Raw genomic sequence first — 13,161 nt, 5'->3', positions numbered from 1 at the left:
CGCCGTCCGGAGGCGAGCGCCGAGGACGACGGTGCCGGCGCCGTCGCCGGCGCCGGCGCCGCCGACGCCGACTGGCCCGTGGCTCGGCCGGGCGAACGCGAGTACCCTGGCGTGGAGCGAGGGAGGGTGCCGTGAACGCACACCGAATGGCCCGTCCGAACCGCCCTGCGACCACCGCGGAGGGGCGATGACCGAGCTGCCCGAGATCGCGCCGGCCATCGAGCCGCGGGACCTCGCGTTCCTGCGGCGCTGCGTCGAACTCGCCCGGGAGGGGCTGGACGCGGGCGACGAACCGTTCGGCTCACTGCTCGTCGACTCCACCGGAGCCGTGCGCTTCGAAGACCGCAACCGCGTCGCCGACGGCGACGGCGACGAGACGCGGCATCCCGAGTTCGAGATCGCGCGGTGGGCGGCCGCGCACCTGACCCCGGCCGAGCGTCGGCAGGCGGTCGTGTACACCTCCGGCGAGCACTGCCCGATGTGCTCGGCCGCGCACGCCTGGGTCGGGCTCGGCCGGATCGTCTACGCCACCGCCTCGGCGCAGCTCGCGCAGTGGCGTGCCGAGTGGGGCCTCGAGCCGGGGCCGGTCGCCGCGCTGCCGATCAACGCCGTCGCCCCTGGGCTCCCGGTCACCGGGCCCGCACCTGAGCTCGTCGACGAGGTCAAGGAGCTGCAGCGCCGGCTCGCCGAGCGCGGGGCCTGACGCCGGGGCCGGACGGGCGAGCAGGATGCCGAGCTCACTGGTGCTCCCGGGACTGCACGACGCCGCCGCGGTCGAGGTCCGCGAGCTCACGCACCTCGGCACGAGGGTCTGGACCGACGTCGGGCGGCGAACGACCGTGATCCGGCTGATCCCGGATCTCTCGCGCGACGTCCTCGCGACGCCCGAGGGGCCGGCGTTGATCGCCCGGACCGTCCGCGCCGTGACGATGAGTCTGGACCGCGCGCAGGCGGTCGTCGGAGTGCGCCTGCCGATCGCCGCCACCGACATCCGCATCGATCCCGCGTGGCGCGGATGGCGTGCGCGGCGGCGCCCGGCCGAGGACCGGCTCGCCGATGCGATCGCCGAGGGCGCGGTCGGCTGGCGGGAGGACCCGCTGGTGGCCGCCTTCCTGAGCGCGGCGGCGACGGACACGAGGATCGCGGATGCCGCGAGGGCGGCGTTCGTCTCCGAGCGAACGCTGCGGCGCAGGGTGCTCGCCGTGCTCGGCGTCGGCCCCGTGCAGGCCCGCAGAGTCCTCCGCCTGCACCGCTTCCATCACTCGCTGCAGCGCCTCCCGGTCTCGGAAGCGGCCTCGTCCGCGGGCTACGCCGACCAGTCGCACGCGGCACGCGATCTCCGCTCGCTCGTCGGGATGCCGCTTCGCGCGTTCGCCGCCCTCCATGTGTCCGAATAGTTCAAGACCGGCGCCCGCGGCTCCACGAGCATGGACCGCATGCGACTTGGATATGTGATCGTGTACGTGCCGGACGTCGTCGACGCGCTCGAGTTCTACGAGCGCGGATTCGGTCTGCCCCGGCGGTTCCTCCACGAATCAGGTGACTTCGGCGAGGTCGACACCGGCGCAGTCGCGCTCGCCTTCACGAGCCACCGCCTCGGCGGCTCGGCCGTGCCGGTGCCGTACACGCCGATCGACGCCGCGGACCCGCCGGTCGGGTTCGAGCTCACCCTGCTCGCGGACGACGTCGACGCCAGGTACGCCGCAGCCGTCTCGGCGGGCGCGACCCCGCTCGCCGAGCCGCACGACGAACCGTGGGGTCAGCGGGTGTCGTACGTCCGCGATCCCTTCGGCGTGCTGGTGGGCATCGCCACCCCGATGCCCTGAGCGACGCCGCCGATAGGCCGGGTCGCTGCCGTCGGGCTGCTACCTCTCTGCGTCCGTGCGTCGGCGGCCGACCAGCAGCAGCGCCGTGCCGAGCAGCAGCATCGTGCCGACGAGGACCGCCGCGGTGCCGCTCTCGAATCCGAGCGCGGGGAGCTGCGTCGCCGACGGCTTCGCGGCGGCCGGCTTCGTCGGGGTCACCGGGGCCGCGGGAGCGGCACCGCCCTCGGCGGCAGTGATCGTGAGGTCGCCGGAGACGTATTCCACGCCGTGCTCGTCCACGAGCACGACGTGGTGCACGCCGGGTTCGAGGTTCGCGGGCAGGGTGAAGGTGCCGCGCACGTTCCCGGCGGCGTCCGCCGTGAGCTCGCCGAGCTGCACCGGGGTGGAGTGCAGCCACACCTCGACGAGCTCGCCCGGCGTGAACCCGGTGCCCGTGACCTCGAGCTGGGCACCCGCCTTCGCCTCGGTCGCCGAGGTCGTGTTCACCGGGGTGGCGGGAGTGGTCTTCGCAGGCAGCACCGTGCCGGTGTACACGCGAAGGGTGCTGCCGAACTCGTTCGACACCTCGATCGAGAACGAGTACGACCCGGACTGCGTCGGCGTCCCCGAGAGGACGCCTTCGCTCGTCAGCGAGGTGCCCGCAGGGACGGCGCCGTAGCGGATCGAGAACTCGGCCTCCTGGTCGGAGGTGAAGGTGCGGCTGAACGGCTCGCCCACCTGGAACTCGAGCGGGTCGACCCCGTCGGTGAAGATCGGCGCGGCCGGATCGATGAAGATGATGAACGACTTCAGCACCAGACCGGGAGCGTAGTCCGGGTTCGACAGCGTCACCATGAACTGGGACGCACCGGCCGCGGTCGGGACGCCGGAGATCGCACCGGAGCCGTCCATCGTCAGGCCCGCGGGCAGCTCGCCCGCGATGAGGCCGAGCTCGGACCAGTTGGACGCGACCACCTGGGCGGAGTACTGGTGACCGACCTTCGCCCTCGGGAGCCCCTGTGCCGCGAAGCTCGGCATCGGCCACTTCACCGTTCCGGTGAAGCGCTGCGGGTAGCTCACCCCGTCCACGTCGACGCTCAGCGTGAAGTCGTACGGACCGAGGGCGCTCGGGGAGCCGACGAGGTGGAGCCAAGTGTCCTCGAAGAACGCCAGCCCGGCCGGCAGCGCCCCGGCGACGAGTCGCAGCGACGCGACGTTCTCCACGTCGATGACGGTGTCGATGTGGATGCCCTGCTCGAGCTGCGGCAGTGTCTTCGTCATCCACGGGTCGACCGGAGCGGTCACCTCGATCGTGAAGTACGCGAGGTCGAACATGCCGTTCCCCCACGCTTCCACCGTGATCGGGAACGTCCCCGCCACCGACGGGGTGCCCGAGATCGTGGCACCCGTCAGGGTCAGGCCGGCGGGCAGCACTCCCGACGACACGTTGTACCAGGTGGCGTTCTGCGCGAGCAGCGTCTGCGAGTACGGGGTGCCGACCGTCGCGGCCGGCAGCGACGTCGTCACCCAGGTGACGGGCGGCGGCGCCGCCTGCACCGTGCCGTTGAAGTCGTACGAGGACAGGCCGCCGCCCTCATTGTCGACCGCGGTGATCTGCACGAAGTACCCACCGGCGCTCGTGGGGGTGCCGGTGATCCGCCCGGAGGGGTCCATGTTCAGGCCGGACGGCAGAACGCCCATGGTGACCGCGAAGTAGTCGGCCGGCGACGCCTGCAGCTGGATCGTGCCGACATCCTGACCGACGGTGAGATCGCCGAGCGTGGTGGTCGACCAGACGGGATTCTGGATCGGCTCCGCCGCAGCCGGTGCGGCCGCGAACACGGAGACCGCCGCGACCACCGCGGCGAGGAGTGCGGCGCCCAACGTCCGACGCCGCTTCGGGGAGGTGCTCATGGTGCTCGCGTGTTCCCTTCCGCCGTCAGTCGCGGCGCAGCCCACCGGGAGGTCCGGTGAGACGTGCGGGACCCGCAGCCGCATCCGCCCTGCACCACACCGTGCGCCGTCAGAGCTGCGTCGAGATCCCCCCTTGGATCCAACCATGCGGAAGACCATCTCCGCCTCAGTGCGAGAGGAGTCGCCTGCCCCCAGTTCTGAGGGCAGGGCCCGGCACGCCTCGCCCGCATCGTCGCCCCGCGGAGCGACGGCGAAGGGGCTCGGCACGCGCGCGCGACTCCGTTCTGCGCGGCTGTCGAAATCGGCCTTGCCCGATCGCTATCGAACTGCGAGCGTCGGAAGGGCCGCCGTTCGCTTAGGAGATGCGATGAAGTACGTCCTCATGTTCACCTCGACCCCCGAGCTCGACGCGACCGTGCCACCCGAGCGCAGCGAAGCCGACCTGGAGCGCATCCTGCAGTGGCACCGGGACCACGCCGCGCAGATCCTCGACGGAGGCGCTGCCCTGCATGACGCCGCCACGGCGACCACTGTCCGCGCCGGCGACGCCGCGCCCGTCGTCGTCGACGGCCCCTTCTCCGAGGCGAAGGAGGTCATCGGGGGCTTCACGCTCATCGACGTCGCCGACCTCGACGCCGCGATCGCGATGGCGAAGACGTGGCCGTCGCTCGAGCTGCCGGGCAACGCCGTCGAGATCCGCCCCATGTTCGACGACGCGGAGCTGTTCGGCTCGTGACCACCGGAGCGGATGCCTCGCCGGCGCATGGCGGCGGGGCATCCGATCTCGTGCTCGCCCGGATCGTCCGCGCCGACGCGGCCCGGATCACGACGGCGCTGGCACGGTCGTTCGGTGACCTCGACCTCGCCGAGGAATGCGTGGCCGGGGCGATCGAACACGCCCTCCGCGAGTGGCGAGTGCGCGGCGTTCCGGACAACCCGGCCGGCTGGATCATGACGACGGCGCGCCACGACGCGCTCGACCGGGTGCGCCGCGACGCCCGCTTCCGGACGAAGGTCGCGCTGCTGGCCGATCCGACGCTGGCGCCAGTCGCCGGCCCGGCAGACGAACGGCTGCCGCTGTTGTTCGGGTGCTGCCATCCCGCGCTCGCGCCGGAGGCGCAGCTCGCGCTCGCGCTGCGCGCCGTGCTCGGCCTCACCACCCGGCAGATCGCCCGGGCGAGCGGGGAGCCGATGCCGACCGTGGCGCAGCGGATCTCCAGGGCGAAGCGCAAGATCTCGACGTCGGGCATCCCGCTGCAGGTGCCGCCGGCGACCGAGCTCCCGGCCCGACTCGACCTCGTGCTCGCGATGGTGGCGGTCATGTACGACGCGGCCCACCTCCGCCAGGACACGGACGCCGCGGCCGACCGCGACCTCGCCGAGGACGCGGTCTGGCTGGCCGAGGTCGCCACGGGCGAGCTCCCCGACCAGGCGGAGGCCCACGGGCTGCTCGCCCTCCTCCGCTTCCATCGCGCCCGCGAGCCGGCGCGAGCCCGCGACGGAGACCTGGTCACGCTGGATCGGCAGGATCGGGCCCGTTGGAACGGTGAGCTCATCGCCGAAGCTCGCGCCTCGCTCGACGCCGCAGCCCGCCTCCGCAGGCCGGGGCGATGGCAGCTGCAGGCCGCCATCGCCGCCTGCCACGCGGACGCCGCGAGCACAGCGGCGACGGACTGGCCGCAGATCCTCGTGCTCTACGACGTGCTGCTCGCGTACGACCCGTCGCCCGTCGTTCGCCTCAACCGAGCCGTCACGCTCGGCGAGGTCGCCGGGCCGCGCGCCGCGCTGGCCGAACTCGACCGGCTCGAGTCCGACCTCGTCGCGTCCCACCGCTGGCACGCGGTCCGCGGCGCCTTCCTCCGGCGCGACGGGCAGCCCGCTGCCGCGGCCGCGGCCGAACAGCGCGCGGCCGAGCTCACCGACAACCTCGCCGAGCGCCGTCTCCTTCGCGCGCGCAGCGCGGGGTCCATCACCCCGTCCGATGAGGGCTGAGCCGATCGACGGGTGTACGCCCGGCGTGCGTTACGCCCTGCGGTGCACGACGAGTTCCGAGACGGCCTCGCCGATCTTGGTGCCGATGCAGAGACTCACGAAGGTGAGCAGCGCTGCGACGACCTCGGCGGGGTCGAACGCGGCCAGTGAGACCAGGCCCACGGTCCCGGGAACGAGCAGCAGGAACGCCGGTTGGAACGACACGGTCGCCGGCACCGCGAGGGTGAGTCCCTCGATGAGCCGGGCGGCGACGAAGAGGGCGGCGGCCGTCGCCCCCGTCGCGGTGACACTCCCGAGCAGGGGGGTGAGCGCGGTGAGGGTCGCATACGCGCCAGTCATCACGACCAGGTTCACGAGGTTGAGCGCGAGGCCGGAGCCGAACGCGATCCCGACGCCGAGGGCGAGCACCACCACCCCGAGCCATGAGCACCACACGGGCGGGAGCTGCTGCCACCCGGACCCGAGCCCCGTCGCCTGCGCGGCAGTGCCGACGAGCGAGACCGAGTGCGGATCGACTCGGAGGCCCGTGAGCGTCCCCCCGGCGGCGATGCCCGCCGCCATGAACCCCAGCACGATGAGCCCGTAGCTCAGCCGAGCCGACCCGGTGACGATGTCGGTGGCCGTGAGTTCGAGCAACGCCTTCGTGATGACGGCGCCGGGGACCAGGATCGCGACCGGCGCGCAGACGGCGTAGAGCGGCACAGGCCCGGTGCCGAGGGCTGCGGCCGTGGCTCCGACCGCCAGGGTGGAGACGCACGCGGTCAGGAACGGTGCGATCGCCGCTGCGCTGCGGATCCGCTCGAGAAGCCTGGTGACGATGCCGACCCCGGCCCCGGCGACGAACGCGAGGACGACGGCCCACCAGGGGCAGCGGAACAGCAAAGCCAGCCCGAGCGCGACCAGCGCGGCGCCCGCAACCCATTTGAGGCCGTCGTGCGATCGAGCGGCGGCACGAATGCGGGCGAGTCCACGGGTGATGTCCGCGAGCGGAACGGAGCCCGCCTCGACCGCTCGCGCGAGCCGATTCACCGCGGCGGCCTGCGCGAACGCGAGGGGTGGGCTCTGAGTCTGCGCCACGAGCGTCGCCCCGGAGACCGGCTCGGTGGTGATGACGAGTTCCGGCAGCACCGAGAAGTCGAGCCGTCCCGCATCATGGCGAGCTGCGGCGCGGGTGAGCGAGGTCGCCACGTCCGTGACCGAGGCTCCCGCGTCCAGCAGGGCCACGCCGAGATCGCTGAGCTCTCGCGCCGCCTCGCGCGTCACGTCGCCGCAGGCGCGGGGAACGCGGCTGCGAGCCGGGATCCGCTGTCGATCAGCCATCGGCGCGGGTCGGCCATCGCCGCTCGGGTCGACCCTGCGGACTCCGTCAACGACACGGCCAGCGCGAACCCGTCCGTCGCTGCGGCGATCCGGCCCGCGACGAGCGCGGCGGGGACGTGAGCACGGCGCCCGATGCTGAGGACCTCGGACGGCACTTTCCCGGCCAGCGACTGACCGTCGAACTGCCCCTCCCCGGTGATGACGAGATCGGCGGCGTCGACCGCATCGGCGAGGCCGATCACGCCGGCGATCGCGGATGCTCCGGACTCCAGGCGACCGCCCCACACCATGAGCCCGAATCCGGTGCCACCGGCTGCCCCGGCACCCGCGGCGTCGGAGGCGAGCTGGACGCCCGCGTCACCCAGCACGGAGACGTACGTCGTCAAGGCGCGTTCGAGAACTCGCACCTCCTCCGCGTCCGCGCCCTTCTGCGGGCCGAAGACGGTCGCGGCCCCGTGCGGCCCGAGCAGCGGATTGGTGACGTCGGAGAGCCCGATCACCCCTCTGCTCGGCACACGGGCGAGGCCGCCGAGATCGATGGCCCGAAGGCTGATGAGCGCCTGTCCGCCGAGCCCGATCGGCTGACCGTCGGCGGTGGCGAACCGTGCGCCGAGGGCGCTGAGCATCCCCGATCCGCCGTCCGTGGACGCGCTCGAGCCGAGCGCGACGAGGACCCGCGTGGCCCCCGCATCGAGCGCGGCAGCGATGACCTGGCCGAGTCCGAACGTGTGGGCGTCGAGCGGTGCCAGTGGGCCCATCAAGGTGATTCCGGAGGCACTCGCGAGCTCCACGGCCGCCGTCCGGTCGGGAAGGATGAGCCACGGCGCGTCGAGCGCGCTGCCATCCGGGCCGAGCACGCGTGCGTGCTCCCACTGCGCACCCGGGATCGCGGCGGCGAGCGCGGCGAGGGTGCCTTCACCGCCGTCCGCCATCGGTTTGCGCACGAGCTCGTCTTCCGGACGTCTGGCCTTCCAGCCGGCCGCGATCAGCTCGGCGGCCTCGTCCGCGCCGACCGTTCCCTTGAACGAGTCGGGTGCGACCACCACCTTCATCGGGCGGGATCGGCCGCTGGCAGCGGGAACGAAGCCGGACAGAGCAGCGAGCACACGCGAGCCCTACCCTTCGATCGCGGCGGCGATCTCGCGGCCGAGGCGGGCCGTCGTCCCCCGGCCTCCCAGGTCCGGAGTGAGCACCGCATCCTCGGAGGCGGCGAGCACCGATTCGATCGCCCCCACGACGGCGGCGCCGGCGTCGGGGTGGCCGAGGTGGTCGAGCATCATCGCGCCGGCCCAGATCTGACCGATGGGGTTCGCGATGCCCCGCCCGGCGATGTCGGGCGCGGAACCGTGGACGGGTTCGAACAGGCTCGGGAAGTCGCGTTCGGGGTTGATGTTCGCGCTCGGTGCGATGCCGATCGTGCCGGTGCAGGCCGGCCCGAGGTCCGAGAGGATGTCCCCGAACAGATTGCTCGCGACGACGACGTCGAACCAGTCGGGGTGGAGCACGAAGTTCGCGGTGAGGATATCGATGTGGTACTGGTCGCGATCCACCTCGGGATGCTCCTCGCCGACCGCCGCGAAGCGCTCGTCCCAGTACGGCATCGAGATGGTGATCCCATTGCTCTTCGTGGCCGAGGTGAGGTGCTTCTTCGGCCGCCGCTCGGCGAGCTCGTAGGCGAAGCGCAGCACCCGGTCGACCCCGGTGCGCGTCATGACGGTCTGCTGCATGACCACTTCGCGGTCGGTGCCGTCGAAGATCCGCCCACCGATCGAGGAGTACTCCCCCTCGGTGTTCTCACGGACGACGACGAAGTCGATGTCACCGGGCTCGCGGCCGACGAGCGGGGAGCTGATTCCGGGCATCAGCCGGCACGGCCGCAGGCTGATGTACTGGTCGAACGAGCGCCGGAACTGGATCAGGCTGCCCCACAGCGAGACGTGATCGGGCACCACCTCCGGCCAGCCGACCGCCCCGAAGAAGATGGCGTCGAAGCCGCGCAGCGTCTCGAACCAGTCGTCCGGGAGCATCTGCCCGTGCTTCAGCCAGTAGTCGGCGGACGCGAAGTCGAACCACTCGTATTCGAGGGAGATCCCGAAGCGCTTTGCCGCGGCATCCAGGGCCCGGATCCCTTCGGGGACGACCTCGGTGCCGATGCCGTCGCCGGGGATCACGGCGATCCGGTGGACGCGTTCCGTCATAGCTGGTTCCTGACCTTCATGAGTGTGCGGGGATGTCTCGAGGGGATCTCTGCGTGGGATGATCGCGGCCCTAGACCACGGCCCGCTCTTCCGGGTAGTGGCAGGCGACCCGCTGGCCATCGCCGAGCTCGGCGAGCGGCGGCTCGACCGTCGCGCAGCGCTCCGTCGCCTTCCAGCACCGCGTGCGGAACCGGCACCCGGATGGCGGGTCGACCGGGCTCGGCACGTCGCCACTCAGGACGATGCGCTGCCGTGCACGCTCGACCCTCGGGTCGGGAACCGGGATCGCGGAGAGCAGCGCCTGGGTGTACGGGTGCTTCGCGTGCTCGAACAACTGGTCCACCGGGGCCTCCTCGACGAGCTTGCCGAGGTACATCACGCCGACGCGGTCGCTCAGGTGCCTGACCACCGACAGGTCGTGCGCGATGAAGAGGTACCCCAGGCCGAGGTCGCGCTGGAGGTCGTCGAGCAGGTTCAGCACGCCCGCTTGGACGCTGACGTCGAGTGCGCTCACCGGCTCGTCGAGGACGATGAGCGACGGCTCGACGGCGAGCGCCCGGGCGATGCCGATGCGCTGGCGCTGGCCTCCCGAGAACTCGTGCGGGAACCGATCGCCATGGCGCGAGCTCAGACCGACCTGCTCGAGGAGTTCGTTCACCCGAGCGGCACGGTTCTTGCGGTGCAGCCCGTGGATCTCGAGCGGTTCGCTGAGGGCGGCACGCACCGTCTTGCGCGGGTTCAGCGAGGCGTACGGGTCCTGGAAGACGAACTGGATCCTGCGCCGGAGGCCCCGCAGCGCCGAACCGGTCAGCGAGGCGATGTCCTCGCCGTCGAGGGTGATGCTGCCCGCGTTCGCCGTCTGCAGGCGCGAGACGGTGCGGCCGAGCGTGGACTTCCCGCAGCCCGACTCGCCGACGAGTCCGTAGGTCCGCCCGGCTTCGACTTCCAGGCTCACCTCGGAGACCGCGCGCACCGTCTCGCCCCCGCGCCCGAAGAGCCCGCCACCGCCGACGCGGTACTCCTTGACCAGGCCGTCGACCTGCAGTGTCGCCGTCATCGTGCTTCCTCCTGCCACTCGCCGATGCGCACGCACGCCGCGGTGTGTCCCGCACCCACCTCGACCGCCGCCGGAACGGCGACGTCGCAGCGCCCGGCGATGGCGTGCCGACAACGCGGGGCGAAGCGGCACCCGGCGGGCCACGCGGTGGGCAACGGGGGTTGCCCGGGGATCTGGAACAGCCGCTCGTCGCGAGAACGCCGGTCGAGCCTGGGGAGGGAGGCGAGCAGGCCCGCGGTGTACGGGTGCGCGGTGTCGTAGAAGATCGGCTCGACGGGTGCGGACTCGACCACCCCGCCGGAGTACATGACGAGCACGCGATCGGCGCTGCCGGCCACGACGCCGAGGTCGTGCGTGATGAGCATGACGGTCGTCCCGGTGCGGGCCTGCACCTCGCGCAGTACGTCGAGGATCTGGGCCTGCACGGTGACGTCGAGGGCGGTGGTCGCCTCGTCGGCGATGAGCAGTTCGGGCTCGTTCGCGATGCTCATGCCGATCATGACGCGCTGGCGCATGCCGCCCGAGAACTCATGCGGGTAGCGGGCCATCCGCTGCTCCGGCGAGGGGATGCCCACCAGGGCGAGCAGTTCGACCGCCCGGGCGCGGTGCTCTGCGGCGCTCAGGTCCGGGCGGTGCACCCGAACGGCCTCGACGAGCTGGTCGCCGACGGTCATCACCGGGTTCAGCGCCGCCAGCGCGTCCTGGAACACGATCGCGATCCGACGGCCGCGCACTTCGCGCAACTCGTCGTCGGAGAGCCCGAGCAGCTCTCGTCCGCGGAGGCGGATCGAGCCGGTGACGATCGCCGACTTCGGCAGGATGCCCATGATCGCCATCGCGGTCATCGACTTCCCCGACCCCGACTCGCCGACGATGCCGAGGGTCTCGCCCGCGTGGAGCACGAAGGAGACGTCCTCCACCGTGCGGGCGAGCCCCGTCTCGGTGGGGAAGGCGATCGACAGGTGCTCGACTTCGAGCAGGACTTCGGCGCTCACAGGTGCTTCCCTTGCGGATCGAGTGCGTCGCGGAGGCCGTCACCGATGAAGTTGACGGCGAGGACCGTGACGAGGATGAACAGGCCGGGGAAGTAGAGCAGGTACACCTGCGGCGTTCCCACGTATCCGGCCGCCTGGCTGAGCATGGATCCCCAGCTCGTCTGCGGCGACTGCACGCCGAAGCCGAGGAAGCTGAGCGTCGACTCCGCGATGATCGCGGAGGCCACGGCGAGGCTCATGCCGACCGCGAGCACCCCGGCGAGGTTCGGCAGCAGATGCGACACGATGATGCGGAGGTTCGACGCGCCGATCCCCCGCGCCGCCTCGATGAAGTCCTTCTCCCGGAGCGAGAGGACCTGCGCTCGCACGACGCGGGCGATGTACGTCCAGCCGAGTGCCGTGAGCGCGAACACGATCGTGACCGGTGAGGGCCCCAGGCCCTGGACGATGACGGCGAGCAGCGCGATGGCCGGGACGATCAGGAAGAGGTCGGTGATCCGCATGAGCAGCTCGCCCGGCGTGCCGCCGACGTAGCCGGCGACCGCGCCGAGCGCGGTGCCGACGAACGTGGAGAGCAGGGCGACGAACAGGCCGATGGCGAGCGAGATGCGGCCGGCGTAGAGGATCTCGCTCAGGAAGTCGCGGCCGAGTTCGTCGGTGCCCAGGAGGTGCTCGAGGGACGGCGGGGTCGGCCCGAGCAGCAGATCCTGCTTGCCCTGTGGGAAGGGCGCGATCCAGTCGGCGCCGAAGCACACGACGAGGAGCACGAGCAGCACGATGGTGCTCGCGAAGGCGAGCCGGTGCGCACGGAAGCGCCGGAGGAGTTGGCGGGCCGAGCCCTGCTGCGCCCCTTGCTCGGCGAGGAGTTCTTCGTTGCCTGCCAGTCCTGCCCCGCTCATCGCAGCCTCACTCTCGGGTCCAGTAGTGCGTAGCCGATGTCGGCCAGCAGATTGCAGATCACGACGGCGATCGCGACGACGATCATCCACGGCAGGAGGACGAAGACGTCTCCGGCGACGAGGGAGTCGAGGAAGAGGCGTCCCATGCCCGGGATCGCGAAGATCTGCTCGGTGACGACGAGCCCGCCGATCAGCACGGCGGCATCCAGCGCGACGACCGTCACGAACGGGGCGAGCGAGTTGCGCACGGCGTGCCGCCAGATGATCTGGCGCCGGGGCACGCCCTTCGCCCGCGCCGTGCGCACGTAGTCGCTGGACAGGGCGTCGAGCATCGCCGCGCGCCCGAAGCGGCTCCACGTCGCGACGAGGGCGATCATGAGCGCGGCGACCGGAAGCACGAGGTGGCGCAGGTAGTCCAGGTTGAAGCCGGACTCCCCCGGCGAGTGGAGGCCGACGAAGTACAGCGGCGGCTCGGCGAGGCCGAACTGCTCCTTCGGCCACACCGCGAAGGTCTGGATGAGGATGAGACCGAACCAGAATGCCGGCATGGCGATGCCGAGGTAAGACGCGCCCGTGAGGAGGTTGTCCCCCAACGAGTACCGCCGAACCGCCGAGTAGACGCTGACGGCGCCCGCGATCACAACGGCGACGAGCAGGCCCCAGAACGCGAGTTGCGCGGTCGGCCAGAGCGCCTCGCCGATCAACTGGAACACGGGCGACCCGGTGCGCGAGCTCGTGCCCCAGTCGCCGGTCACGAACGCCTTGAGCCAGAGGAAGTACTGCTCGACGATCGAGCGGTCGAGCCCGAGCCGTTCGATCTCGCGCTGGATGACGCTCGGGTCGTGCGCCTGGCGGAGCTTCGCGAGCGGATCGAAGGTCGAGCGAACGGCCCAGAAGAGCACGAACGAAGCCACCAGGATCACCGGGATCGAATACAGCACGCGTCGGATGATGAAGGTGAACACCGTCGTCCTCTCCTGG

General features: G+C 71.7%; 13 protein-coding genes. 5 read left to right on the top strand and 8 right to left on the bottom strand.

Annotated features, from left to right (window positions below; all coding sequences use genetic code 11):
• Positions 1-187: 187 nt before the first annotated feature.
• Genes IEY71_RS10865 through IEY71_RS10855 form a run of 3 tightly spaced genes read left to right on the top strand, consistent with a single transcriptional unit; the run spans position 188 to position 1,826 of the window.
• The gene (locus IEY71_RS10865) at positions 188-703 is read left to right on the top strand and encodes a nucleoside deaminase (RefSeq protein WP_189085358.1); all 516 of its coding nucleotides are present in this window, start codon (positions 188-190) and stop codon (positions 701-703) included.
• Between the two features lie 25 nt (positions 704-728).
• Positions 729-1,397, top strand: coding sequence for an AraC family transcriptional regulator (locus IEY71_RS10860; protein ID WP_189085357.1), 669 nt, complete (start codon positions 729-731; stop codon positions 1,395-1,397).
• A 39-nt stretch (positions 1,398-1,436) separates the two neighbouring features.
• The gene (locus IEY71_RS10855; RefSeq protein ID WP_189085356.1) at positions 1,437-1,826 is read left to right on the top strand and encodes a VOC family protein; all 390 of its coding nucleotides are present in this window, start codon (positions 1,437-1,439) and stop codon (positions 1,824-1,826) included.
• A 39-nt stretch (positions 1,827-1,865) separates the two neighbouring features.
• On the opposite strand, the gene IEY71_RS10850 is transcribed toward IEY71_RS10855, so the two are convergent.
• Positions 1,866-3,719 carry a putative Ig domain-containing protein gene (locus tag IEY71_RS10850; RefSeq protein WP_189085355.1) on the bottom strand — a complete coding sequence of 618 codons (1,854 nt, stop codon included), beginning with the start codon at positions 3,717-3,719 and terminating at the stop codon, positions 1,866-1,868.
• 367 nt (positions 3,720-4,086) lie between these two features.
• Here IEY71_RS10850 and IEY71_RS10845 point away from each other — a divergent pair, with 367 nt between their 5' ends.
• Both IEY71_RS10845 and IEY71_RS10840 read left to right on the top strand, forming a co-directional pair.
• Entirely contained in the window at positions 4,087-4,455 is a 369-nt protein-coding gene (locus tag IEY71_RS10845; RefSeq protein ID WP_189085354.1) for a YciI family protein, read from the top strand.
• Positions 4,452-5,711 carry an RNA polymerase sigma factor gene (locus tag IEY71_RS10840; protein WP_189085353.1) on the top strand — a complete coding sequence of 420 codons (1,260 nt, stop codon included), beginning with the start codon at positions 4,452-4,454 and terminating at the stop codon, positions 5,709-5,711. Before IEY71_RS10845 ends, IEY71_RS10840 begins: the two co-directional genes overlap by 4 nt.
• A gap of 30 nt (positions 5,712-5,741) precedes the next feature.
• On the opposite strand, the gene IEY71_RS10835 is transcribed toward IEY71_RS10840, so the two are convergent.
• The 7 genes from IEY71_RS10835 to IEY71_RS10805 form a co-directional block, all read right to left on the bottom strand.
• Positions 5,742-6,935, bottom strand: coding sequence for a threonine/serine exporter family protein (locus IEY71_RS10835; protein WP_229781686.1), 1,194 nt, complete (start codon positions 6,933-6,935; stop codon positions 5,742-5,744).
• Positions 6,936-6,970: 35 nt separating this feature from the next.
• Entirely contained in the window at positions 6,971-8,083 is a 1,113-nt protein-coding gene (locus IEY71_RS10830; protein WP_189085351.1) for a glycerate kinase, read from the bottom strand.
• A 63-nt stretch (positions 8,084-8,146) separates the two neighbouring features.
• Positions 8,147-9,229, bottom strand: coding sequence for a tartrate dehydrogenase (locus tag IEY71_RS10825; RefSeq protein WP_189085350.1), 1,083 nt, complete (start codon positions 9,227-9,229; stop codon positions 8,147-8,149).
• Between the two features lie 70 nt (positions 9,230-9,299).
• The gene (locus IEY71_RS10820) at positions 9,300-10,286 is read right to left on the bottom strand and encodes an ABC transporter ATP-binding protein (RefSeq protein WP_189085349.1); all 987 of its coding nucleotides are present in this window, start codon (positions 10,284-10,286) and stop codon (positions 9,300-9,302) included.
• Complete coding sequence (locus IEY71_RS10815; RefSeq protein ID WP_189085348.1) at positions 10,283-11,281, bottom strand: ABC transporter ATP-binding protein; 999 nt, start codon at positions 11,279-11,281, stop codon at positions 10,283-10,285. Before IEY71_RS10815 ends, IEY71_RS10820 begins: the two co-directional genes overlap by 4 nt.
• Positions 11,278-12,180, bottom strand: coding sequence for an ABC transporter permease (locus IEY71_RS10810; RefSeq protein WP_189085347.1), 903 nt, complete (start codon positions 12,178-12,180; stop codon positions 11,278-11,280). Before IEY71_RS10810 ends, IEY71_RS10815 begins: the two co-directional genes overlap by 4 nt.
• Positions 12,177-13,145, bottom strand: a complete 969-nt coding sequence (locus IEY71_RS10805; protein ID WP_189085346.1) for an ABC transporter permease — start codon at positions 13,143-13,145, stop codon at positions 12,177-12,179. Before IEY71_RS10805 ends, IEY71_RS10810 begins: the two co-directional genes overlap by 4 nt.
• Positions 13,146-13,161: the final 16 nt, after the last annotated feature.

The sequence above is a fragment of the Agromyces mediolanus genome (assembly GCF_014648575.1).
Lineage (GTDB): Bacteria > Actinomycetota > Actinomycetes > Actinomycetales > Microbacteriaceae > Agromyces > Agromyces mediolanus.
This window is presented reverse-complemented; position numbering and strand designations above follow the sequence as displayed.

Excerpts from the sequence above, each read along its gene's own strand:
- IEY71_RS10845 (WP_189085354.1), top strand. The coding sequence starts at position 4,087 with ATGAAGTACGTCCTCATGTTCACCTCGACCCCCGAGCTCGACGCGACC.
- IEY71_RS10825 (WP_189085350.1), bottom strand. The coding sequence starts at position 9,229 with ATGACGGAACGCGTCCACCGGATCGCCGTGATCCCCGGCGACGGCATC.
- IEY71_RS10820 (WP_189085349.1), bottom strand. The coding sequence starts at position 10,286 with ATGACGGCGACACTGCAGGTCGACGGCCTGGTCAAGGAGTACCGCGTC.
- IEY71_RS10865 (WP_189085358.1), top strand. The coding sequence starts at position 188 with ATGACCGAGCTGCCCGAGATCGCGCCGGCCATCGAGCCGCGGGACCTC.
- IEY71_RS10850 (WP_189085355.1), bottom strand. The coding sequence starts at position 3,719 with ATGAGCACCTCCCCGAAGCGGCGTCGGACGTTGGGCGCCGCACTCCTC.
- IEY71_RS10860 (WP_189085357.1), top strand. The coding sequence starts at position 729 with ATGCCGAGCTCACTGGTGCTCCCGGGACTGCACGACGCCGCCGCGGTC.
- IEY71_RS10855 (WP_189085356.1), top strand. The coding sequence starts at position 1,437 with ATGCGACTTGGATATGTGATCGTGTACGTGCCGGACGTCGTCGACGCG.
- IEY71_RS10830 (WP_189085351.1), bottom strand. The coding sequence starts at position 8,083 with ATGAAGGTGGTGGTCGCACCCGACTCGTTCAAGGGAACGGTCGGCGCG.
- IEY71_RS10810 (WP_189085347.1), bottom strand. The coding sequence starts at position 12,180 with ATGAGCGGGGCAGGACTGGCAGGCAACGAAGAACTCCTCGCCGAGCAA.